Consider the following 23,094-nt stretch of genomic DNA (forward strand, 5'->3'; position numbering starts at 1 on the left):
CCCCTCACGCCGCCGTTCGCGTGATCCGGTCCGTCAGATTGAGCCGGGCGCGGGCGATGTCGGCCATCAGGGCGCGGGTGTCGTCGGAGCCGGAGAGCGTGTCCACCATCTCGATCTGGTTGCGCGCCACCAGCAGAAGCAGGTCGTCGCGCACCGCCCCGTCGGCGCCGAGGGGCAGGCGTGGCACCATCTGGACGTGGTCGAGATGGGGCCGGTCGGGCAAAGCCGCGTCGAGATGGGCGCGCAGCGCCTCCACGGTCGGCTCCGCCCCCGCGCGCGGCGCGACGAAGGCGTAGAGCCCCACCTTGCCGCCGAGCGTCTGGAAGTCTGCCATGTGCACCGCCTCAACGTCCGGATGGGCGGAAAGCGCCGCGGCGATGCGCGGGCCCACCTGCGTCACACGCGGGCCGCGGCCCTCGGTGTCGGAATAGGACATCAGCCGGCGCGTCACGAAGCGGTAGACCTTCTTGCCGGTGGCCATCCACACGCGGGTGATGAGGCTCTTCTTGGCGAGCATCTTCTTCTCGCGCGGCGTGAGGTCGCCGGGGCAGTAGGTGCGCTTGTGCTTCAGGAGGTGGCGCAGGTCCTCATAGGCGAGCACGCGGCCGAGCTTCCAGCGCCGGCTGACGGGCAGCGCCAGCTGGAAGTCCATGAGCCAGGCCTCGCCGTCGGCGCCGCGCAGCCAGTTCTGCTGCTTGGCGAGGTCGTTGTGGACGTAGCCGGCGCGGTTGAGCTGGCGCAGCGCCGCGCGCGCGGAGTTGAAGAAGTGCCGATCGCCGTGCGGGCGGGCGATATGGAGCGGCACGCCCTCGATCCAGCCGCGCACCAGGAAGCGGTCGCCCACCGCCAAAAGCGGGGTGGTGACGCCGGTGCGCGTGACGGTCTCCAGCGCCCGGCGCTCGAACGCGGCAAGCCGCGCGGCGAGCAGGGCGAACCAGGGCGAGACCGCGTCCCAGCGCCGGCGCACGGCCTCGAGCTCGCGCCCGTCGCGGGTCACGTAGGTGCCGCGCTCGACGGTGGAGAACACGTCGCGCTTCAGCACCGTGTCGACGCGGAAGGCGGCGGGATCGGCCCCGTATTCGATTGCAACGTCTGGATTTTCGCGGCGCGGCATCGGGCTTTTCTAAGCGGCCTTCCCGGCCGTGTCGAGCCAGTGGGCGAAATCCGCGAGCGCCCGGGCGGCCTGCGCCCGCTTCTTGGCGAGCGTCTTCTCGGCACCCCTGAGACGCTTGCCGTCGCTGGATTTTGGCGTCTCCGTGAGCGGCGGGAACAGGCCGAAATTCACGTTCATGGGCTGGAACGCCCGCGGCCCCTCCGCCTCGGGCGCGTCGAGATGCCCGCCGGTGATGTGGGTGAGCAGCGCGCCATGGGCGGTGGTGACGGGCGGCAGGTCGGGCGCAAGGCCGCGCCGCTCGGCGGCGGCGAAGCGCCCGGCCATGAGGCCCACGGCGGCGCTCTCCACATAGCCCTCGCAGCCAGTGATCTGGCCGGCGAACCTGAGCCGCGGCAGCGCCTTGAGGCGCAGGCCCGGGTCCAGCAGCCGGGGCGAGTTGAGATAGGTGTTGCGGTGGAGCCCGCCGAGGCGGGCAAACTCGGCGCCCTCCAGCCCCGGAATGGTGCGGAAGATGCGCGCCTGCTCGCCGTGGCGCAGCTTGGTCTGGAAGCCGACCATATTGTAGAGCGTGCCGAGCTTGTTGTCCTGCCGCAGCTGGACCACCGCATAGGGCTTCACGCCGGGCGTGTGTGGATTGGTGAGGCCCACCGGCTTCATGGGGCCGAAGCGAAGGGTCTCGCGGCCGCGCTCGGCCATCACCTCGATGGGCAGGCAGCCGTCGAAATAGGGTGTCTTGGCCTCGAAGTCGCGCATGGGCGCCTTCTCGCCGGCGATCAGCGCGTCCACGAAGGCGTTGTACTGCGCCTCGTCCAGCGGGCAGTTGATATAGTCCGCGCCGGTGCCGCCCGGCCCCTCCTTGTCGTAGCGCGACTGGAACCAGGCCTTGCCGAGGTCGATGCTCTCGAAATGGATGATGGGGGCGATGGCGTCGAAGAAGGCGAGCGCCGCCTCGCCGGTCACGGCACGCACCGCCTCCGCCAGGGCCGGGGAGGTGAGGGGGCCGGTGGCGACGATGACGCTGTCCCAGTCTTCCGGCGGCAGGCCGGCGACCTCCTCGCGGCGGATATCGATCAGCGGATGGCTCTCGAGCGCGGCGCCCACCGCCTGCGAGAAGCCGAGGCGATCCACCGCCAGCGCGCCGCCGGCCGGCACCTGGTTCGCGTCGGCGCATTTGAGGATGAGCGAGCCAGCCTGGCGCATCTCGGCGTGGAGCACGCCGACAGCGTTGGCCTGCGCATCGTCGGAACGGAAGGAGTTGGAGCACACGAGCTCCGCCAGGCCATCCGTGAGGTGAGCCTCGGTGGTGCGGTGCGGGCGCATCTCATGCAGCACCACCGCGACGCCTGCCTGCGCCAGCTGCCACGCCGCCTCGGTGCCGGCGAGCCCGCCGCCGATCACATGGACCGGTCCGCAATGGGCTTGCGGCGTGGGCTCGGGCTGCCGGGTCTCGCTCAAGGCTCGCATCTCCCCATCGACCGCCCACGGCTGGGCATCATCGAAGGGGGCGTTCTCTGCCACAACGCCAAGGGTCGCAGCAACAGAAAATCGGCGCCTGTTCCATGCCCTGCACCCGCCGATTTACCGCCGGCAGGCCGATGGAACAGGATTTAAGATCGCATCACGCGCCGATGGAGGCCGCGCGGCGCGCAACCGAGTGAATCTCGCTGCGGGTGACATTGATATCGGCGAGAGAGCGATCGTCCAGCTTGGACAGCTCCACAACCGTTTGGCGGTACACCTGCCAGCGACGCAACTGTTGCGCCAGGAATCCCCACAGAACCATAGCAACCTCCAACGCTGCGAGTGCTCACTGAACGACGACTCGCGTGCTCGACCGAAACCTAGGAAGCGAGATGAAATCAGGAAAGGGCTTATGGTGCATTGCAGCAATGCGCCGACCGCAGATGTAGAAAATAATACCGCCTTCCTTCAGGGGCGTTGTGTGGCGGTATCATATGGAGCATAATTCCACGATGTTTGGGCCAGTCTGGAAGCTTGGCTGGAGGTTAAGTGGTATTGATGGTAGCGGCGTGAGCTGGATTGGCGATCTGCGGGGGTTAGCCATGGCGATTGTCGGCGAGGCCGACCAGTCGGTGTTCACAGCGGAGGTCGAGCGCAGCTTGGTGTCGCAGTTTTTTGACAGCCGGGATGGCGTCTTTGTGGAGGTTGGGGCGTTTGATCCGGTGTTCCAGAGCCAGAGCTATCATCTGGAAATCACCGGGTGGCAGGGCGTGCTCATCGAGCCGGAGCCGAGCCAGGCCGACCACCTGCGCAAGTCGCGCCGCGCGCCGGTGTTCGAGGTGGCGTGCGTGGCCCCCGAGGCTGCGGGTCGCCCGGCGCGCCTGTTGTCGCGGCGCGGTCTCAGCACGCTGCGGTTTCGCGACAGGCAGGCCGAGGGCGGAGTGGTCTTCAACGTGGCATGCGCGACGCTCGACCAGGTGCTCGAGCAGGCCGGGATCGACCATGTGGACTTTCTCAGCATCGATGTCGAGGGCTTGGAACCTGACGTGTTGCGCGGCTTCGACTTCGTGCGCTATCGCCCGAAGCTCATCCTGATAGATGATCGCGAGCGTTTCGGGGAAACCAGCCGGCTGATGGCCCGCAACCGCTACCGATTGGTCCGACGCACGGGCCACAACGGCTGGTTCGTCCCGAAGGGGGCCGGATTTCCCGTCGGTCTTGCCGGACGCCTGCAGCTGACATGGACCTACGGTCTGGGCCGCCTGATGCGCCGGACCCTGTCGCGCTTCAGCGAGCGGTCCGTCATGCTCTGACTGGCGGCGGGCGCAGGCAAGGCCGGCCCCGGCGCACGCGTCATTCGGCGGCGCGCCGGCGGCTGGAGCCGCGCGCGGGGCGCTCCGCCTCGGCGGAAGGGGCTGCCGGCACGGGCCGGCGCGCCAGTACCTCGGCGAGGAAGCGCCCGGTGTGGGAGCGCTTCTCTTTCGCCACCGCCTCGGGCGGGCCTGCCGCGACGATCTCGCCGCCGCCGTCGCCGCCCTCCGGGCCGAGGTCGATCACCCAATCGGCGGTCTTGATGACCTCCAGATTGTGCTCGATCACCACCACCGTGTTGCCCTGGTCCACCAGCTCGTGGAGCACTTCCAGCAGCTTCTTCACGTCGTGGAAGTGCAGGCCGGTGGTGGGCTCGTCGAGGATGTAGAGCGAGCGCCCGGTGGCGCGCTTCGACAGCTCCTTGGAGAGCTTCACGCGCTGCGCCTCGCCGCCCGACAGCGTGGTCGCCTGCTGGCCGACCTTGATGTAGTCAAGCCCCACCCGGTGCAGCGTCTCCAGCTTCTCGCGCACGGACGGCACCGCCTTGAAGAAGGCCGCCCCTTCCTCCACCGTCATGTCCAGCACGTCGGCGATGGACTTGTCCTTGAAGGTCACTTCCAGCGTCTCGCGATTGTAGCGCCGGCCCTTGCAGACGTCGCAGGTGACGTAGACGTCGGGCAGGAAGTGCATCTCGATCTTGATGACGCCGTCGCCCTGGCAGGCCTCGCAGCGCCCGCCCTTGACGTTGAAGGAGAAGCGCCCGGCGCCGTAACCGCGCGCCTTCGCCTCCGGCAGGCCGGCGAACCATTCGCGGATCGGCGTGAAGGCGCCGGTATAGGTGGCCGGGTTCGAGCGCGGGGTGCGGCCGATGGGCGACTGGTCGATGTCGATCACCTTGTCGAGGTGCTCCAGCCCCTCGATCTTGTCGAACGGGGCCGGAGCCTCGCTGGCGCCGTTGAGGCGCCGCGCCACCGCCTTGTAGAGCGTGTCGATGAGCAGCGTCGACTTGCCGCCGCCCGAGACGCCGGTGATGCAGGTGAACAGGCCGAGCGGGATCTCCGCCGTCACGTTCTTGAGGTTGTTGCCGCGCGCGCCGGAGAGCTTGAGCATGCGCTTGGGATTGGGCTTGCGCCGCGCCGGCACGCCCACGGACAGCGCGCCGGTCAGATACTGCCCGGTGAGCGACTTGGGATTGGCGAGGATCTCCGCCGGCGTGCCCTGGGCGACGACGCGCCCGCCGTGGATGCCGGCCCCGGGCCCCACGTCCACCACATAGTCGGCGGCGAGGATGGCGTCCTCGTCGTGCTCCACCACGATCACCGTGTTGCCGAGGTCGCGCAGGTGCTTGAGCGTGACAAGAAGCCGCTCGTTATCGCGCTGGTGCAGGCCGATGGAGGGCTCGTCCAGCACATAGAGCACGCCGGTGAGGCCGGAGCCGATCTGCGAGGCGAGGCGGATGCGCTGGCTCTCGCCGCCAGAGAGCGTGCCGGAGGCGCGCGCCAGGGTGAGATATTCGAGCCCCACGTCCAGCAGGAAGGTGAGCCGCTCGCGGATCTCCTTGAGAATGCGCCCGGCGATCTCGTTCTGCTTGTCGGAAAGCTGCGCCGGCAACGCCTCGAACCAGCGAGCGGCGGCCTTCACCGAGAGTTCGCCGATCTCGCCGATATGCCGGCCCGCCACCTTCACCGCCAGCGCCTCGGGCTTGAGGCGATAGCCGTTGCAGGCGGCGCAGGGCACGGTGGAGAAGTACTTTGAGATTTCCTCCCGCGCCCAGTCGCTTTCGGTCTCCTTCCAGCGCCGGTCGAGGTTCACCACCACGCCCTCGAAGGTCTTCTGCGTCTCGTAGGAGCGCAGGCCGTCGTCATAGGCGAAGGTGATCTTTTCGCCCTTGGAGCCGAACAGGATGACGTCCTTGGCTTTCTCCGGCAGGTCCTCCCACGGCACGGTGAGCTTGAAGCCGTAATGCTTCGCCAGCGCGTCCAGCGTCTGTCCATAATATGGAGAGGTGGACTTCGCCCAGGGGGCGATGGCGCCGTGCTTCAGCGAGCGCGCCTTGTCCGGCACCACCAGCTCGGGGTCGATGGTCTGCTCGACGCCGAGGCCGTCGCACGCCGGGCAGGCGCCGAACGGGTTGTTGAAGGAGAACAGGCGCGGCTCGATCTCCGGAATGGTGAAGCCGGAGACCGGGCAGGCGAACTTCTCCGAGAACATGATGCGGCGGGGAGCGCCGTGCTCGTCCTTCTCGTCGGCGTATTCGGCCACCGCGATGCCGTCGGCGAGGCCGAGCGCGGTCTCGAAGCTGTCGGCGAGGCGCTGGGCGAGGTCGGCGCGCACGACGATGCGGTCCACCACCACGTCGATGTCGTGCTTGAACTTCTTGTCGAGGGCAGGGGCGTCGGCGATCTCGTGGAAGGCGCCGTTGACCTTCACCCGCTGGAAGCCCTTCTTCATCCAGTCGGCCAGTTCCTTCCGGTACTCGCCCTTGCGGCCCCGCACCACGGGCGCCAGCAGATAGAGGCGGGTGCCCTCAGGCAGCGCCAGCACGCGGTCCACCATCTGCGAGACGGTCTGGCTCTCGATCGGCAGGCCGGTGGCGGGGGAATAGGGGATGCCGGTGCGCGCCCATAGGAGGCGCATGTAGTCGTAGATCTCGGTGACGGTGCCCACCGTCGAGCGCGGATTCTTGGAGGTGGTCTTCTGCTCGATGGAGATGGCGGGCGAGAGGCCGTCGATCTGGTCCACGTCCGGCTTCTGCATCATCTCCAGGAACTGGCGCGCATAGGCGGAGAGGCTCTCCACGTAGCGGCGCTGGCCCTCGGCATAGATGGTGTCGAAGGCGAGCGAACTCTTGCCCGAGCCGGAGAGGCCCGTGAACACCACCAAAGCGTCGCGCGGAATGTCGAGGTCGACATTCTTGAGATTGTGCTCGCGCGCTCCCTTTATCGACAGGGTGCGAGCATCGCGGCGGGCGGCAACGGGGGCGGGCACGTCCCGCGCGGGGGAGGTCTTGCTCTTCATGAACGTCCGGGGCGGCCCACGGGCCGCAAGAGGGGGCGGGTCAGGACCGGTGCGCCGGCGCCCGCGAGGAAGCGCGCAGCGCGGCGAGGAGGCCGGGAGCGGATAGGAATACGGCGAACGGCGTCGGATGGATGGGGGTGAAGCTGGAACAGAGGCTGAAATACCTGCGGCCGACGATGTTCGGGCGCCAGAGGCCATGATGTCGCCCGAACCATGATGCGGCGGCGTCCCAGGCGCGCTCGGTCCTGCCCCGGAGTGCAGCCAGACGGCCGGTTCTGGATGGTCCCAGCAGCTTCATGATCATGGCTTGAATGTAATGACCTGTGTGCGATGCGGTAGAGAACATAATGGGAACGAATGAGTCGGGCCAGCTGAAATCTCAAAGCGCCGGCGAATGGACTCGGGGGTTGCGCCGCCGGGCACGCATCTATAGAACATAATGGGAACACAAGATCGCCTGGCCGTTCGTCCCGGATTGTGAAGAGGCTGCGCGGTCGGGCGGCGCCCCACGGCGGTGGACAGCGGCGTATTTGGGCTCGCGCCCGGCGCCCTGCGGGGGCAGGGTGCGCGGCGAGGACATTCGAGACAGGGAGGAGCCGCTTATGGCCGGCAGCGTCAACAAGGTGATCCTGATCGGCAATCTGGGGCGCGACCCGGAAGTGCGCTCGTTCCAGAGTGGCGGGCGGGTTTGCAACCTGCGCATCGCCACCTCGGAAAGCTGGCGCGACAAGGCCTCGGGCGAGCGTAAGGACCGCACCGAGTGGCACCAGGTCTCGATCTACAACGAGAACCTCATCGGCGTCGCCGAGCGGTTCCTGAAGAAGGGCTCGAAGGTCTATATCGAGGGCCAGCTCGAGACCCGCAAATATGAGAAGGACGGCCGCGACGTCTACACCACCGAGGTGGTGCTGCGGCCTTATCGCGGCGAGCTGACCCTGCTCGATTCCCGCGGCGGCGAGGCCGGCGGCGGCGCCGACGATTACGGCGGCGGCTCGGATTTCGGCTCCTCCGGCCCCATGGGGGGAAGCGGCGGCTATGGCGGCGGCGGACGTCGCTCTGGCCCCTCGGGAGGCGGCTCCGGTGGCGGTTCGGGCGGTGGGCGCCCGGTCAGCAGCGACATGGACGACGAGATTCCGTTCTGATCGACGGCTTATTTCCGGACCGCTCCGCGGGGGTGCGTGGCATCCCTGCGGTTCCATCCGCGCCGTCCTTCGACGGGCCGCGGGCGGCCGGTTTTGCAGCCGGTTCGACGCAAAAAGGTCAAGATTGCTGACCAAGGCCAGAGGGACCGCGAATAAGTATTTGAAATATAATGTGGAATTTGGGTGGTATCCGCGCGCTTTCGCTGGCGTCCGGATGGTGAATCGGCTAGAAGTTCGGCACCTTGTGACTTGAAGGTGAGTGTTCCCTTTTGGCCGACCCCGAGACGCCGAACAGCGGCGGCGAGCTGCCCTCCGATATCAAGCCCGTTTCCATCACGGACGAGCTGTCGCGGTCCTATCTCGATTACGCCATGAGCGTCATCGTCGCCCGCGCGCTGCCGGATGTGCGCGACGGGCTGAAGCCGGTGCACCGGCGCATCCTGTTCTCCATGCACGAGAACGGGTACGAGTGGAACAAGCAGTACCGCAAGTCGGCCCGCGTGGTTGGCGACGTGATCGGCAAGTATCACCCCCACGGCGACCAGTCGGTCTATGACGCCTTGGTGCGCATGGCGCAGACCTTCGCCATGCGGCTGCCGCTGGTGGACGGGCAGGGCAATTTCGGCTCGGTGGACGGCGATGCCCCGGCGGCCATGCGCTACACCGAGGTGCGCCTGGAGAAGGTGACCGGCTCGCTGCTGGACGACCTCGACAAGGACACGGTCGACTTCCAGGAGAACTACGACAACACCGAGCGGGAGCCCGCCGTCCTTCCGGCCAAGTTCCCGAACCTTTTGGTGAACGGGGCGGGCGGCATCGCGGTGGGCATGGCCACCAACATCCCGCCGCACAATCTCGGCGAGGTGATCGACGTCACCATCGCGCTGCTCGACGATCCCGCGCTGGAGCCCGAGGCGCTGCTCGATATCCTGCCGGGACCGGATTTTCCCACCGGCGGCCTGATCCTGGGGCGCACCGGCATCCGCCAGGCCTACATGACCGGGCGCGGCTCGGTGCTGATGCGGGCGCGGGCGACCATCGAGAGCCTGCGCAAGGATCGCGAGGCCATCATCGTCACCGAGATTCCCTACCAGGTGAACAAGGCCACCATGGTGGAGAAGATCGCCGAGCTGGTGCGCGAGAAGCGCATCGAGGGCATCTCGGAGATCCGTGACGAGAGCGATCGCGACGGCCTGCGCGTGGTGTTCGAGATCAAGCGCGACGCCCAGGCGGACGTGGTTCTGAACAACCTCTACCGGCAGACGCTGCTGCAGACCTCGTTCGGCGTGAACATGGTGGCGCTGTCCGGAGGCAAGCCGGGCGTGCTGGCGCTGCACGATATCTTGACTGCTTTCATCGCCTTCCGCGAGGAGGTGATAAGCCGGCGAACCAAATTCCTCCTCAAGAAGGCCCGCGACCGCGCCCACGTGCTCGTCGGCCTCGCCATCGCGGTCGCCAATATCGACGAGGTGATCCGCCTAATCCGCACCGCGCCTGATCCAGCGACCGCCCGCGAGGCCCTGATGGGTCGTGATTGGCCGGCTAAGGACATGGCGCCCCTGATCGCCCTGATCGCCGATCCGCGCCATGCCTTGCGTGAGGATGGGACGTATCGTCTGTCCGAAGTCCAGGCGCGGGCGATCCTGGACCTGCGCCTCCAGCGCCTGACCGCGCTGGGGCGGGACGAGATCGCCGAGGAGCTGGACAAGCTCGCCGCCGAGATCGCCGACTATCTCGACATCCTCGCCAGCCGGCCGCGCATGCGGGCCATCATCCGCGACGAGCTCCTGGCGATCAAAACCGAGTTCGGCACGCCCCGGCGCACCGAGATCGTCGAAGGCTTCGGCGATCTGGAGGACGAGGACCTGATCCAGCGCGAGGAGATGGTGGTCACCGTCTCCCACGCCGGCTACGTCAAGCGCGTGCCGCTCTCCACCTACCGGGCGCAAAGGCGTGGCGGCAAGGGCCGCTCGGCCATGCAGACCCGCGAGGAGGATTTCGTCACCCGCCTGTTCGTCGCCTCCACCCACGCGCCGGTGCTGTTCTTCTCCTCCAAGGGGCAGGTCTACAAGCTGAAGGTCTGGCGCCTACCCCTGGCGGCGCCGCAGGCGCGCGGCAAGGCGCTGGTGAACATCCTCCCCCTCGATGCCGACGAGCGCATCACCTCGGTGGTGCTGCTGCCGGAGGAAAAGGACACGGACGAGCGCCTGCAGATCATGTTCGCCACCACTGGCGGCACGGTGCGGCGCAACGCGCTGACCGACTTCCAGCAGGTGAACCGCAACGGCAAGATCGCCATGAAGCTTGCCGAGGGCGAGGCGATCGCCGACGTGGCGCTGTGCACCGAGGACGACGACGTGCTGCTCACCACGGCGGCCGGCGCCTGCATCCGCTTCCCCGCCACCGAGGTGCGCCTGTTCAAGGGCCGCGACAGCGTCGGTGTCCGGGGCATCCGGTTGGAGAAGGACGACCGCATCATCTCCATGGCCATCATCAACCATGTGGAGGCGACGGCCGACGAGCGGCTCGCTTATATCAAGATGAGCCGCGCGGTCCGCGGCGAGGGACTGGAGCCCGGCGAGCTGGAGCAGGAGGAAGGCGCCGCCGGCGACACGCCGCTGGGCCAGAAGTACATCGCCATGAGCGAGGCCGAGCAGTTCATCCTCACCGTCTCCGAGAACGGCTACGGCAAGCGCACATCGTCCTACGAGTACCGGGTCACCGGCCGCGGCGGCAAGGGCATCGTCGCCATGGCTGTGAACGCGCGCAACGGCCGGCTCGTGGCCTCGTTCCCGGTCAGGGACCAGGACCAGATCATGCTCGTCACCGATGGCGGCCAGCTGATCCGCTGCCCGGTGGAGGGCATCCGCATCGTCGGCCGCGGCAGCCAGGGCGTCATCGTCTTCGACACCGCCGAGGGCGAGCGCGTGGTCTCCGTTGAGCACATCAGCGACGACGGGTCGGAAGCCGAAGGCGAGGATGGCGGCGAAGCGGGGGGCGCAGAGGCGGACGAGGCATGATCTCCGCCGAGAGCCTGCTCATCTTCGTCCTCGCCTCGCTGGCGCTCGCCGCGACGCCGGGGCCGAACGTGGCGCTCATCGTCGGCACCTCGCTCAAGCATGGCCGGCGCGCCGGCATCCTCACCGCCATGGGCGTCAATGTGGGCGTCATGGTCCAGCTCGCCCTGGTGGCGGCGGGGCTCGCTTATGTGGTGGAGGCGTTCTCGCGCCACTTCGACCTGGTGCGCTATGCCGGCGCGGCCTATCTCGTGTTTCTCGCCATCCAGCAGTGGCGCCATGCGGGGGAGGGTGCGGACATGCCGGCTCCCTCGGCGCGCGCCGCTTTCGGGCGCGGCCTGGCGGTCGCCTTCGCCAATCCGAAGACGCTGCTGTTCCACGCAGCCTTCCTGCCGCAGTTCGTCACCAACGTGCACGATCCGGTGCCGCAGATCGCGCTGCTGGCGGCGATCTTCGCGGCCATCGCGCTGGCCTCCGACACCCTTTGGGCGGTGGTGGCGGACCGCGCCCGCAGCGCCTTGAAGGGGCGCTTCACCCGCCTCGCCGATCGCGTCTCCGCCGGCATCCTCTTGGGGGGCGCCGCCATTCTCCTGGCGGCCGGCCGGCGATAGGGCGGCCGACTTCCCTTCGCACGCACTGCGCGCTTAAATTTATCGGCGCGTGATTTGGTTGCGTGACGGAGGGGCCATGCCGGAGCCGGACGTCCTTTTACAGGCCATGGTGGACCAGCGGCTCGGCGGGTCCCTGCCCCAAGCGCCGCCGGGCTGGGTCAACCGCTTCGGCGGCAAGCTCGTCCTGGTGCTGCTCGACAACAAGTATGCCCCCTCCATCCGCAACGGCCGCAGCCTGTGGGCGCTGCACGACGACCTCTCCTACCGCCCCAGCAACGGCGACGACATCATCACCGTGCGAAAGGGCGCGGTCACCGACCTCACCTCCGTGCCCCGCTTCGCCTGGATGCTCATTCCGCCCGACGGTCCCTGGGTGAAGGCGGCGGTGATCCACGATTACCTCTACCGGACGCGCGGCACCGGCATCATCTGGGACAAGCCATCCTCCCACACGCGCCCGACGCCCTACAGCCGCGCCGAGGCGGACTGGATCCTGCGCGACGCGCTGGAAAACCGGGGCGTCGGCTGGCTGAAGCGCAACATCATCTGGGCCGCGGTGCGTATCGGCGGAGCCTGCTCCTGGGGGCACTGACGCCCGAGCGCGGAAATTCCGCGATCCGCGTTGCGTCCGCCGCCGGGCGCGGCTAACGGTTCTGCGTCATGACCGCATCCTCCCACACCCTGCGCACCGCCATCTATGGCGGCTCGTTCGATCCGCTCACCAACGGCCACCTGGACGTGGTGCGCTCGGCCTGCCGGCTCGCCGACCGGCTGGTGCTGGCGGTCGGGGTGCATCCCGGCAAGGCGCCGCTCTTTTCCGCCGAGGAGCGCCTCGCCATGCTCAAGGAGGTATGCGCGCCCATCGCCGCCGAGGAGAACGCGGCGCTGGAGGCCATCACCTTCGGCAACCTCATCGTCTCGACCGCGCAGGAGGTGGGCGCGAGCCTGCTGATCCGCGGCCTGCGCGACGGCACCGATCTCGACTACGAGATGCAGATGGCAGGCATGAACGGCGCCATGGCGCCGGACATCCAGACCGTGTTCCTGCCCGCCTCGCCGCGGGTGCGCCCCATCACCGCCACGCTCGTCAGGCAGATCGCCGCCATGGGCGGCGACGTCGCCCCCTTCGTGCCGCCGGCGGTGCTCGCCCGGCTCAAGGACAAGTTTCCGCGCTGAGCGCGGCCCGCAGTCCGCCTCTCCGAATCCCGGAAGGCTCTTGCCAGGAGTTGTTCATGCGAAGCGTTCTCGGCCGCCTCGGCGCCGCTCTGGTGGTCGCCCTCACTCTGGCGCTGGCCACGGCACTGCCTGCCGCGGCCCAAGGCAAGCTCGACCTCGAAAACACGCTCTATCTCGACACGGCCTATGGCCGCGTGGTGATCAAGCTGCGCCCCGACCTCGCGCCCAAGCATGCCGCGCGCCTGAAGGAGCTCACCCGCGCGAACTTCTATAACGGCGTGCCGTTCCACCGGGTGATCCCCGGCTTCATGGCGCAGAGCGGCGATCCCACCGGTACCGGCACGGGCGGCTCCGGGGTGAAACTGCCGGCGGAATTCTCCAACGTCCCGTTCAAGCGCGGCGTCGTCGGCATGGCGCGGGCCAGCTCGCCCGACAGCGCCGATTCCCAGTTCTTCATCATGTTCGACGAGACGCCGAGCCTGAACGGCCAGTACACCGTGGTGGGCGAGGTGGTGTCGGGCATGGAGTTCGTGGACAAGATCAAGAAGGGCACCGGCCAGGGCGGCACGGTGAGCAATCCCGACAAGATCGTGAAGATGACGGTGGCGGCGGACGCCAAGTAAGGTGCCGGCGAGATGCGGCGGGGCGCAGCGCCCCGCGCGCGACAAGGCCATGGCCGCGCCGCAGGGCCGGCCGCAGGGGAGGGGGCGCGCCGCGCCCGCCTCCGGCAAGGAAAGGACACGACATGAGTGAGGAAGTGCTCGTTCTCGAGACCACCAAGGGCCCGGTGACCATCAAGTTCCTGCCCGAAGTGGCGCCCGGCCACGTGGCGCGCATCAAGGAGCTGGTCTCCACCGGCTTCTATGACGGCGTGCCGTTCCACCGCGTGATCGAGGGCTTCATGGCCCAGACCGGCGATCCCACCGGCACCGGCATGGGCGGCTCGGGCAAGAAGCTGAAGCAGGAGTTCAACAAGACCCTGCACAAGCGCGGCACGGTCTCCATGGCCCGCGCGCAGAACCCGGATTCCGGCGACAGCCAGTTCTTCATCTGCTTCGCCGACGCCCCGTTCCTCAACGGCCAGTACACGGTGTGGGGCGAGGTGCTCTCCGGCATGGAGAACGTGGACCAGATCAAGCGCGGCGAGCCGGTGAAGGACCCGGACAAGATCGTCTCGGCGAAGCTCGTCACGCAGGCGTGAGATGAAGGGGCGCTCCGGCGCCCCTTTTTCATTCCTGGCGACCATGGCCTGTTCCGCCGCTTCTCGCTGCATTCCGGCCGCGGGCCGCGCCGGCCGCATGGCTCGCGCCGTTGCTCCTCGCACCATGGCGTTGTTCCGGCGGGCGTTTAAGCCTAACTCCCGCGATCCGCGCGGTTCCGCCCGGTCCAGCGCGCGTGAGCCGAAGAGTCAGCCCGTGAAGCACCCCCCCACCGAGCTTACCCACCGGGACGTGCGCCGCATCATCCTCGGCATCATGCTGGCGATGTTCCTCGGCGCCCTCGACCAGACCATCGTCGCCACCGCGCTGCCCACCATCGGCGCCGAGTTCGGCGACTTCGCCAACCTGCCCTGGGTGGTCACCTCCTATTTGCTCGCCGCCACCGTGGCGACGCCGCTCTACGGCAAGCTCTCCGACATCCGCGGGCGGCGGGTGATGCTGCTGATCTCGGTGGCGGTGTTCTCGCTCGCCTCGGTGGCCTGCGCGCTGGCGCCGAACCTGTTCCTCCTGATCCTCGCCCGCGCGGCCCAGGGGCTCGGCGGCGGCGGGCTGATCTCGCTGGCCCAGACCATCATCGCCGACGTGGTGGCCCCGCGCGAGCGGCCGCGCTACCAGGCGCAGATCGCCGCCGTCTTCGCCGCCGCCAGCATCCTCGGGCCGGTGCTCGGCGGCTTCTTCGCCCAGCATTTCCATTGGACCCTGATCTTCTGGATCAACCTGCCGCTGGGGGCGGCGGCCTATCTCATGACCGACCGCACCCTGCGCCGCCTGCCGCGCCACGACCGGCGCCACGACCTCGACGCGCCGGGCGCGGCGCTGATGGCCCTGTCCTCGCTCGCCTTGCTCCTGGCGCTGAACTGGGGCGGGGTGCGCTTCGCGTGGGGCTCGCCGGAGATCCTCGGCCTCATTGCCGCGAGCCTCGTGCTCGGCGGGCTCTTCGTCTGGCGCATCCACACCGCGCACGAGCCGTTCGTGTCGCTGGACATGCTCACCGATCCGGTGGTCGGCCGCGCCATTCCCGCCGCGTTCGCGGCCGCCGGCACCATGGTGGGCCTCTCCATCTTCGTGCCGCTCTATTTCGAGACCGTGCGGGGGCTGAGCGCCAGCCAGTCGGGCCTCGCTCTGATCCCGCTCATGGGCGGCATCGTCTGCGGCGCCGTCACCTCCGGCCGGCTTCTGGCCCGGCTCACCCACTACAAGCGGCCGGGCATGATCGGCAATGCGGTATCGGCGCTGCTGCTCGCGACGTTCGCGCTTTCGCCGACGAGCCTGCCACTGCCGCTGCTGGTGGGCGGCCTTGCGCTCGTCGGCATGGGGATCGGCACGGTGCTGCCCATGACCACCATCGCGATCCAGAACGCGGTCACCCCGCATCGCATGGGCACCGCCACCGGCCTCATGAACTTCTTCCGCCAGCTGGGCGGGGCGATGGTGGTGGCGGTGCTCGGGGCGGTGCTGCTGGGCTTCGCCGGCCGCACCTCCGGCCACGACATGGAGGAGCTGGCGCGCCATGCCGCGCCCGATGCGCTGGCGGGCGGCTTCTCCTACGTGTTCGGCACCGCGGCGCTGGTTCTGGCGGTCGGCCTTGCCTTCCTGGTCGCCATGCAGGAGCGGCCCCTGCGCTCCAGCGTGCGCGCGGCGGCCGAGGAGGCCGCCGGCATCGCCGAATGAGCGGTGGGCCGCCGGGGCATGCGCTCCGGCGGCGTCACCTGGCAGCGTTCACTCGGCGGCCTTGGGAGCCTTCTTCGCCGCGGCCTTCTTGGCCGGGGTCTTCTTGGCGGCCGGCTTGGTCGCGGCTTTTTTGGCGGTGGCCTTTTTCGGCGCGCCGTCCGCGGCCTTGGCGGGGGCCTTGCGGCCGCCCCGCGCGGGCTTCGACGGGCTGGAGGCCGCCTTGGCGTCGATGATGGCGACCGCCTCGGCGAGGGTCAGAGCCTCCGGGTCCACCGACTTCGGCAGCGTGGCGTTGACCTTGCCGTGGTTCACATAGGGACCGAACCGGCCCGCGCGCACGGTGATCGGCGCGCCATGGACCGGATGGTCGCCCAGCGTGCGCCCCGGCGCCGCCGCCCCACGGCCGCCACGGCCCTTGGACTGCTTCTCGGCGATCAGCGTCACCGCCCGGTTCAGGCCGATGGCGAGGATGTCGTCGCCGTCCTCGATATTGGCGTAGGTGCGCCCGTGCTGGACATAGGGACCGTAGCGGCCGATGCCGGCGAGGATCGGCTCCCCGTCCTCGGGATGGCGGCCCACCTCGCGCGGCAGAGCGAGCAGCTTGAGCGCGGTTTCCAGGTCCACGTCGGCGGCGGCGAGGCCCTTGGGGAGGGAGGAGCGCTTCGGCTTCTCCCCGTCCTTGCCCTCGCCGAGCTGGAGATAGGTGCCGAAGCGCCCGGTGCGCACGCTCACCTCCTCGCCGCTGTCCGGATCGAGGCCGATGACGCGGGTGCCGTCGCCTTCCTGGGCGTTGTCGCCGGTGAGCGGGCGGGTGTGGCGGCATTCGGGATAGTTCGAGCAGCCTATGAAGGCGCCGAACTTGCCCATCTTCAGCGACAGCCGCCCGGTGCCGCAGGTGGGGCACAAACGCGGGTCGGTGCCGTCTTCCCGAGGCGGGAAGATGTGGGCGGTGAGCATTTCGTCGAGCGCGTCGAGCACCTGGGAGACGCGCAGGTCCTTGGTGGCCTCCACGGCGGCGTGGAAGTCCTGCCAGAAGGCGCGCAGCACCTCCTTCCAGTCGAGCTCGGCGGCGGAGACCTCGTCGAGCTTCTCCTCCAGGTCGGCGGTGAAGTCGTATTCCACGTAGCGCTTGAAGAAGCTTTCCAGGAAGGCGGTGACGAGGCGCCCCTTGTCCTCGGGCACGAGGCGCTTCTTCTCCAGCTTCACGTATTCGCGGTCGCGCAGCACGGCGAGCACGGCGGCGTAGGTGGAGGGGCGGCCGATGCCGAGCTCCTCCATGCGCTTCACGAGCGACGCCTCCGAATAGCGCGGCGGCGGCTCGGTGAAGTGCTGGGTGGTGGTGATCTCGCGCCGGTCGAGCGCCTCGCCGGCGTTCATGGCGGGCAGGCGGCGGCTCTCCTCGTCCTCGTCCTCGTCGTCCTTGCCCTCGCGGTAGAGGGCGAGGAAGCCGTCGAACTTGACCACCGTGCCGGTGGCGGTGAGGTCGAGCACGCGGCCGCCGGCTTTCGCCTCGATGTCGGCGGTGGTGCGCTCCAGCTCGGCGGATTCCATCTGGCTCGCCACCGTGCGGGTCCAGATCAGCTCGTAGAGCTTGGCCTGCTCGCCGTCGAGATGGCGCGCCGCCTCGCGCGGATGGCGGGAAGGATCGGTCGGGCGGATGGCCTCGTGCGCCTCCTGGGCGTTCTTGGCCTTGGTGGTGTACTTGCGCGGCACGCCGGGCAGGTACTTTGGCCCGAACTGCTTGCCGATGGCGCTGCGGGTGGCGGCCACCGCCTCCGGCGCCATGTCGACGCCGTCGGTTCGCATGTAGGTGATGAGGCCGACCGTCTCGCCGCCCACGTCCACGCCCTCATAGAGGCGCTGGGCGATCTGCATGGTGCGCGCCGGGGCGAGGCCGAGCTTGCGGCTCGCCTCCTGCTGCAGGGTCGAGGTGGTGAAGGGCGGCTGCGGATGGCGCCGCACCGGCTTCGCCTCCACCGAGCGCACGCGGAAGGCGGCGGCGTCGAGCGCCGCGCGGAAGGCCTTGGCTTCCTCCGCCGTGCCCACCGAGAGTCGCGTGATCTTCTTGCCGTCGGCGCCCACGAGCCGGGCCTCGAACTCCTCCTTCCGGGGGGTGGCGAGGCGGGCGACGATGGACCAGTATTCGCGCTGGACGAAGGTCTCGATCTCGCGCTCGCGGTCGCAGACGAGGCGCAGCGCCACCGACTGCACGCGGCCCGCGGAGCGGGCGCCGGGCAGCTTGCGCCACAGCACCGGGGAGAGCGTGAAGCCGACCAGATAGTCGAGCGCGCGCCGGGCGAGATAGGCGTCCACCAGCGCCACGTCGATGGCGCGCGGCGCCTTCATGGCCTCCAGCACCGCCTGCTTGGTGATGGCGTTGAACACCACCCGCTCGACCTTCTGGTCCTTGAGCGCCTTCTTGTGCCGCAGCACCTCCAGCACGTGCCAGGAGATGGCCTCGCCCTCGCGGTCCGGGTCGGTGGCGAGGATGAGGGCGGAGGCGCCCTTCACCGCGCTGGCGATCTCGTTGAGCCGCTTCTGCGCCTTGGGATCGACCTCCCAGAGCATGCGGAAGTCCTGCTCCGGATCGACCGAGCCGTCCTTGGAGGGAAGGTCGCGCACGTGGCCGTAGGACGCGATGACCTCGTAGCCGGGGCCGAGATATTTGTTGATCGTCTTCGCCTTTGCGGGCGATTCGACGATGACGACCTGCATGGGTGTCCCGTGTCTTTCCATGAGCCCGGGAGCCAAGAACGACACGCCGCGACAGTCCTTTCGGACCCGCGCCGGCATCCTCTCCCGCCCCCGCCGTGCCCCGCCGCGACCGGCCACGGGCGGGCCGCCGTAACGGCCGCCCCGAGCGATGACCGCGAGCGGAGGTGGCCGCAACATGGGCAGCCGATGGCCTCGTGTCAAATCGCCGCCGTGTATGGGCGGTCGCAAGTGGGGATCGCCATGATACAACCTGAGGTAAGTTTATTTGTTTCATTTTCCCTTTATGAGAGTGATCGGCGCTCCCTTACCGCGCGAATTCCAGGATCGATTCATGGTGGACTTACCGTCCTCTCAGGGTGGGCCTGCCGCGCAGGAGGTCGCGGCGTACGTGGAATCACTCGCCGCCGAGCTGGCCCGCCTCGCGCGCAGCCACAATCTGACCACCCTGGCCTATCTGCTGGACATGGCGCGCATGGAGGCCCGCAACGTGGTGCTCTCGCAATCGCCCGACGAGAGAGCCGTCGACCGCCGGCCCTGAGGCGCCGCCGGCGGCCCCGCATCGGTCCGGCAGCTATCGCAGCGCCACCCGTCCGGTGCCTGGCCGGTCGAGCCGGCCGGCAAGCTCCAGCTCGAGAAGCACGATCTGCACCTCGGCGGCGCTCGCGCCCGACAGGCGGATCAGCTCGTCAATGGCGGTGGGGACTGGCGACAGCAGCTCCAGGATTCGCGCCCGCACGTCATCTCCCGGCGCGGGGGGCGGCGTCGGCTGGGCCGGGGCGGCAAGGTCATGCCCACCGTCGGGCTCCCGGCCGATCATCGGCGCGAGCACGCTCGTCACGTCCGCGACCTCGGTGACCAGGGTGGCGCCCTGCTTCAGCAGGCGGTTGGTGCCGCCCGCGCGCGGATCGAGCGGGGAACCGGGCACGGCGAACACCTCGCGGCCCTGCTCGCCGGCAAGGCGCGCGGTGATGAGCGAGCCCGAGCGTTCCGCCGCCTCCACCACCACGACGCCGAGCGCGAGCCCCGACACCAGGCGGTTGCGGCGCGGAAAGTCGCGCGCTCGCGGCTCCCAGGCGAGCGGCATCTCGGAGACCAGGACACCGCGCTCGGCGACGGCCTCGATCAGCGTCAGGTTCTCGGGCGGGTAGGGGCGGGTGAGGCCGCCGGCGAACACGCCGATGGTGCCTTGATCGAGGCTCGCCTCGTGGGCGGCCGCATCGATGCCGCGCGCGAGGCCAGACACCACCACCCAGCCCGCCGCCCCGAGGTCGCGGGCAAGGCGCGCCGCGAAGCTGCGGCCGGCGGCGGAGGCGTTGCGCGCGCCGACCATGGCCACCTTCGGCAGGCGCAGAAGCTGCGTCCGCCCCCGCACGGCGAGCAGCGGCGGCGCGTCGTCGAGCGCCCTGAGCGTCGCCGGATAGTCGGCCTCGCCCAGCGCCACGAGGCGGGCGCCGATGCGCGCAAGCCCCGCCATCTCGGCTTCCGCCTCGGCCTTGCTCGGCATCCGGGGCGGCACCAGCCTGCCGCCGCGGCGGGCGAGGCTCGGCAACGCCTCCAGCGCCGCCGCCGCGCCACCATACTGGTTGATGAGCACGCGGAAGGTGCGCGGTCCCACATTCTCGGTGCGGATCAGGCGCAGCCAGTCGAGCCGCTGCTCGGGGGTCAGAAGGTCTCTTCCCGGTTCAGGGGGCGGCGGGGAGGGGGGCGCGCCGCGAGCCATGCCTCAGCCCTTCGCGCCGATCTTGCCCTCGGTCCCGGCGAGGAGCCGGGCGATGTTCTCATGGTGCTTGGCCCACAGGATCGCCGCGAGCAGCATGAGCAGCAGCGCCGCCCGCGTCTCGCCCATCGCCAGTGCAGCCAGCGGCGTGGCGATGGCCGCCACCAGGGCCGAGAGTGAGGAATAGCGCGTCACGAAGGCCACCAGCAGCCAGGCCGCCGCGAACGCCAGCGCCGCCGGCCAAGCGAGGGCGAGAGCGACGCCGAGGAAGGTCGCCACTCCCTTGCCGCCCCTGAATCCCAGCCAGACCGGGAAGACGTGGCCGAGAAAGGCGGCAAGACCCGCCGCAAGGCCGCCGTCGGCGCCGAACAGGTGGCGGGCGATCAGCACCGCGGCCGTTCCCTTCAGCGCATCCCCCAGCAAGGTGAGGGCGGCGAGGTCCTTGCGGCCCGTCCGCAGCACGTTGGTGGCGCCGATATTGCCGGAGCCGATGGTGCGGATATCGCGCGTGCGGCCGAGCCGCGTCAGCACCAGCCCGAACGGAATCGAGCCGAGCAGGTAGCCGATGGCAAGGGCAAGCAGCGTCGGCGCCGCAGGCAAGGACCAGGTCAATGGGGAAAGCATGGGCGTCCGGTGGTGGAAGGGCGCTCAAACGTATTCGTAGACGGTCCGCCCGGCAACGATGGTCCGCAGCACCCGCCCGTCGAGCCGCGCCTCGTCGAACGGCGTGTTGCGCGAGCGCGACTTGAGGTCCCGCTTGTCGAGCACGTAGGCCTGGTGCGGATCGAACACGATCACGTCCGCCGGCGCGCCGCTCTTCAGCGTCCCGCCCTTGAGGCCGAGGATCTGCGCCGGCCGGGTGGAGAGCGCGAACAGCAGGCTCACGAGGTCGATCTCGTCCGCATGGACGAGGCGCAGGGCTGCGGCGAGCAGGGTCTCGAGGCCGATGGCGCCGGGCTCAGCCTCGGAGAAGGGCAGGCGCTTGCCTTCCACGTCCTGGGGCAGGTGGTCGGAGACCACCACGTCGATGAGGCCGCCCGCGAGCGCCCGGATCAACGCCTTGCGGTCCTCCTCGGCGCGCAGCGGCGGGCGCAGCTTGAAGTAGGTGCGGTAGGAGCCGATGTCCAGCTCGTTGAAGGTCAAATGGTTGATGGAGGCGGAGGCGGTCACGGGCAGCCCGGCCTCCTTGGCGCGCTCCAGCACGGCGAGGGATTCGGCGCAGGTCACGGCCGCCGCGTGGTAGCGCCCGCGCGCGTCGCCCACCAGACGCACGTCGCGCTCCAGCACGATGGTCTCAGCCGACTTCGGCACACCGCCGAGGCCGAGGCGCGCGGCGAACTCGCCCTGGTTCATGGCGCCGCCGGACATGGTGGCGTCCTCGGTGTGGTGCACGATGAGGGCGTCGAAGTCGCGCGCATAGGTCAGCGCCCGGCGCAGCACCTGCGCGCTCGCCACCGACGTGTGGCCGTCGGTGAAGGCGACCGCGCCGGCCGCCGTCAGGAGGCCGATCTCGGTCATCTCCTCGCCGGCAAGGCCCTTGGTGATGGCGGCCATGGGGTGGACGCGCACCACGGCGGTGTCACGGGCGCGGCGCAGGATGAAGTCGACGATGGCCGGCTCGTCCACCACCGGGTCGGTGTCGGGCTGGCAGATGAGGGTGGTCACGCCGCCGCCGGCGGCGGCGAGCGAGGCGCTCGCCAGCGTCTCGCGCGGCTCGGCGCCGGGCTCGCCGGCGAACGCGCGCATGTCGACGAGGCCCGGGGCGACGACCGCGCCCTTGCAGTCCACGACCTCGGCGCCGTCCGGCGCGCCGGCATTGGCGATGCCGAAGGCGGCATCCTTCACCACGCCTTCCGCGAGGAAGACGTCGCCATGGAAGTCGGCGCCGCGCGAGGGGTCCACCACGCGGGCGTTGGCGAGCAGCAGCGGGCGGGGATCGCCGTTGGAATGGCGCACGGGGTCACGCATTGGGCAGCTTCCGGGCGAGGGCGTCGAGCACCGCCATGCGCACGGCGACGCCCATCTCCACCTGCTCGCGGATCAGGGATTGCGGACCGTCGGCGACGCCGGAATCGATCTCGACGCCCCGGTTCATGGGGCCGGGATGCATCACCAGCGCATCGGGGCGCGCGTATCTCAGCTTGTCCTCGTCGAGGCCGTAGAAGTGGAAATATTCCTTCACCGAGGGGATGAAGGAGCCCGCCATGCGCTCGCGCTGCAGGCGCAGCATCATGACGATGTCCGCCCCGTCGAGGCCGCTCGCCATGGAGCGGTGCACCTCGACGCCGAAATTCTCGATCCCCGCCGGCAGAAGCGTCGACGGCGCCACCACCCGGACGTTGGCGCCGAGCGCGCCCAGCAGCAGGATGTTGGAGCGGGCGACGCGCGAATGCAGCACGTCGCCGCAGATCGCCACCGTGAGGCCCGCGATGCGGCCCTTGTTGCGGCGGATGGTGAGCGCGTCGAGCAGCGCCTGGGTCGGGTGCTCATGGGCGCCGTCGCCGGCGTTCACCACGCAGCAGTCCACCTTTCGCGCCAGCAGCGCCACGGCGCCGGAGGCGTGGTGCCGCACCACCAGGATGTCCGGGTTCATGGCGTTGAGCGTGATGGCGGTGTCGATCAGCGTCTCGCCCTTCTTCAGCGAGGAGGAGGAGACCGACATGTTCATCACGTCCGCGCCGAGCCGCTTGCCGGCGATCTCGAACGAGGACTGGGTGCGGGTGGAGGCCTCGAAGAAGATGTTGATCTGCGTGCGCCCGCGCAGCGTCGTGCACTTCTTCTCGATCTGCCGGTTGAGAACGATGAACTCCTCGGCGAGGTCGAGCAGGCCGACGATCTCCGGGGCGGACAGGCCCTCGATGCCGAGCAGGTCGCGGCCCGAGAGGGTGAAGGCGGAGGCGAACGGAGCGGACGTCATGGCA

19 protein-coding genes are annotated in these 23,094 nt (G+C 69.4%); 10 read left to right on the forward strand and 9 right to left on the reverse strand.

Features of this window, described 5'->3' with window-relative positions; translation table 11 throughout:
- Positions 1-4: 4 nt before the first annotated feature.
- The 3 genes from V5F67_RS13225 to V5F67_RS13235 form a co-directional block, all read right to left on the reverse strand.
- Complete coding sequence (locus V5F67_RS13225) at positions 5-1,114, reverse strand: serine/threonine protein kinase (RefSeq protein ID WP_394017402.1); 1,110 nt, start codon at positions 1,112-1,114, stop codon at positions 5-7.
- Positions 1,115-1,123: 9 nt separating this feature from the next.
- Entirely contained in the window at positions 1,124-2,569 is a 1,446-nt protein-coding gene (gene trmFO / locus V5F67_RS13230) for a methylenetetrahydrofolate--tRNA-(uracil(54)-C(5))-methyltransferase (FADH(2)-oxidizing) TrmFO (RefSeq protein ID WP_394017401.1), read from the reverse strand.
- Between the two features lie 163 nt (positions 2,570-2,732).
- Positions 2,733-2,897, reverse strand: a complete 165-nt coding sequence (locus tag V5F67_RS13235) for a DUF1127 domain-containing protein (RefSeq protein WP_394017400.1) — start codon at positions 2,895-2,897, stop codon at positions 2,733-2,735.
- Positions 2,898-3,177: 280 nt separating this feature from the next.
- Here V5F67_RS13235 and V5F67_RS13240 point away from each other — a divergent pair, with 280 nt between their 5' ends.
- The gene (locus V5F67_RS13240; RefSeq protein ID WP_394017399.1) at positions 3,178-3,888 is read left to right on the forward strand and encodes an FkbM family methyltransferase; all 711 of its coding nucleotides are present in this window, start codon (positions 3,178-3,180) and stop codon (positions 3,886-3,888) included.
- A 40-nt stretch (positions 3,889-3,928) separates the two neighbouring features.
- Here the strand turns inward: V5F67_RS13240 and uvrA are convergent, their stop codons facing one another.
- Positions 3,929-6,904 (reverse strand): excinuclease ABC subunit UvrA, encoded by a 2,976-nt coding sequence (gene uvrA / locus V5F67_RS13245; RefSeq protein ID WP_394017398.1) that lies wholly within the window; start codon positions 6,902-6,904, stop codon positions 3,929-3,931.
- Between the two features lie 602 nt (positions 6,905-7,506).
- Between uvrA and ssb the strand changes: the two genes are divergently transcribed.
- From ssb to V5F67_RS13285, 8 genes are all read left to right on the forward strand, one after another.
- On the forward strand, positions 7,507-8,046 hold the full coding sequence (ssb, locus tag V5F67_RS13250; protein ID WP_394017397.1) for a single-stranded DNA-binding protein: 540 nt from the start codon (positions 7,507-7,509) through the stop codon (positions 8,044-8,046).
- Between the two features lie 269 nt (positions 8,047-8,315).
- Positions 8,316-11,066: a DNA gyrase subunit A gene (gene gyrA / locus V5F67_RS13255; RefSeq protein WP_394017396.1), complete on the forward strand. Its 2,751-nt coding sequence runs from the start codon at positions 8,316-8,318 to the stop codon at positions 11,064-11,066.
- Positions 11,063-11,674 (forward strand): LysE family translocator, encoded by a 612-nt coding sequence (locus V5F67_RS13260; protein ID WP_394017395.1) that lies wholly within the window; start codon positions 11,063-11,065, stop codon positions 11,672-11,674. The genes gyrA and V5F67_RS13260 overlap by 4 nt, the downstream gene beginning before the upstream one ends.
- A 76-nt stretch (positions 11,675-11,750) precedes the next feature.
- Positions 11,751-12,266 (forward strand): DUF1353 domain-containing protein, encoded by a 516-nt coding sequence (locus tag V5F67_RS13265; protein WP_394017394.1) that lies wholly within the window; start codon positions 11,751-11,753, stop codon positions 12,264-12,266.
- A 68-nt stretch (positions 12,267-12,334) separates the two neighbouring features.
- Positions 12,335-12,850, forward strand: a complete 516-nt coding sequence (coaD, locus tag V5F67_RS13270) for a pantetheine-phosphate adenylyltransferase (protein ID WP_394017393.1) — start codon at positions 12,335-12,337, stop codon at positions 12,848-12,850.
- Between the two features lie 56 nt (positions 12,851-12,906).
- Positions 12,907-13,473, forward strand: a complete 567-nt coding sequence (locus tag V5F67_RS13275; RefSeq protein ID WP_394017392.1) for a peptidylprolyl isomerase — start codon at positions 12,907-12,909, stop codon at positions 13,471-13,473.
- Positions 13,474-13,595: 122 nt separating this feature from the next.
- Entirely contained in the window at positions 13,596-14,051 is a 456-nt protein-coding gene (locus tag V5F67_RS13280) for a peptidylprolyl isomerase (protein ID WP_394017391.1), read from the forward strand.
- 214 nt (positions 14,052-14,265) lie between these two features.
- Positions 14,266-15,741, forward strand: a complete 1,476-nt coding sequence (locus V5F67_RS13285) for an MDR family MFS transporter (RefSeq protein ID WP_394017390.1) — start codon at positions 14,266-14,268, stop codon at positions 15,739-15,741.
- 48 nt (positions 15,742-15,789) lie between these two features.
- Here the strand turns inward: V5F67_RS13285 and topA are convergent, their stop codons facing one another.
- Complete coding sequence (gene topA / locus V5F67_RS13290; protein WP_394017389.1) at positions 15,790-18,456, reverse strand: type I DNA topoisomerase; 2,667 nt, start codon at positions 18,454-18,456, stop codon at positions 15,790-15,792.
- Between the two features lie 388 nt (positions 18,457-18,844).
- On the opposite strand from topA, the gene V5F67_RS13295 reads away from it, so the two are divergent.
- Positions 18,845-18,994, forward strand: coding sequence for a hypothetical protein (locus tag V5F67_RS13295; protein ID WP_394017388.1), 150 nt, complete (start codon positions 18,845-18,847; stop codon positions 18,992-18,994).
- Positions 18,995-19,027: 33 nt separating this feature from the next.
- Here V5F67_RS13295 and dprA read toward each other — a convergent pair whose 3' ends face one another.
- Genes dprA through V5F67_RS13315 form a run of 4 tightly spaced genes read right to left on the reverse strand, consistent with a single transcriptional unit; the run spans position 19,028 to position 23,090 of the window.
- Entirely contained in the window at positions 19,028-20,176 is a 1,149-nt protein-coding gene (dprA, locus tag V5F67_RS13300) for a DNA-processing protein DprA (protein ID WP_394017387.1), read from the reverse strand.
- A 3-nt stretch (positions 20,177-20,179) separates the two neighbouring features.
- A complete protein-coding gene (plsY, locus tag V5F67_RS13305; protein ID WP_394017386.1) occupies positions 20,180-20,797 on the reverse strand; it encodes a glycerol-3-phosphate 1-O-acyltransferase PlsY in 618 nt (205 codons plus the stop codon).
- A gap of 24 nt (positions 20,798-20,821) precedes the next feature.
- Positions 20,822-22,141, reverse strand: a complete 1,320-nt coding sequence (locus V5F67_RS13310; RefSeq protein WP_394017385.1) for a dihydroorotase — start codon at positions 22,139-22,141, stop codon at positions 20,822-20,824.
- A complete protein-coding gene (locus V5F67_RS13315; protein ID WP_394017384.1) occupies positions 22,134-23,090 on the reverse strand; it encodes an aspartate carbamoyltransferase catalytic subunit in 957 nt (318 codons plus the stop codon). The genes V5F67_RS13310 and V5F67_RS13315 overlap by 8 nt, the downstream gene beginning before the upstream one ends.
- Between the last annotated feature and the right edge of the window lie 4 nt (positions 23,091-23,094).

Source organism: Xanthobacter pseudotagetidis (genome assembly GCF_043194795.2).
Classification (GTDB): domain Bacteria; phylum Pseudomonadota; class Alphaproteobacteria; order Rhizobiales; family Xanthobacteraceae; genus Xanthobacter; species Xanthobacter tagetidis_A.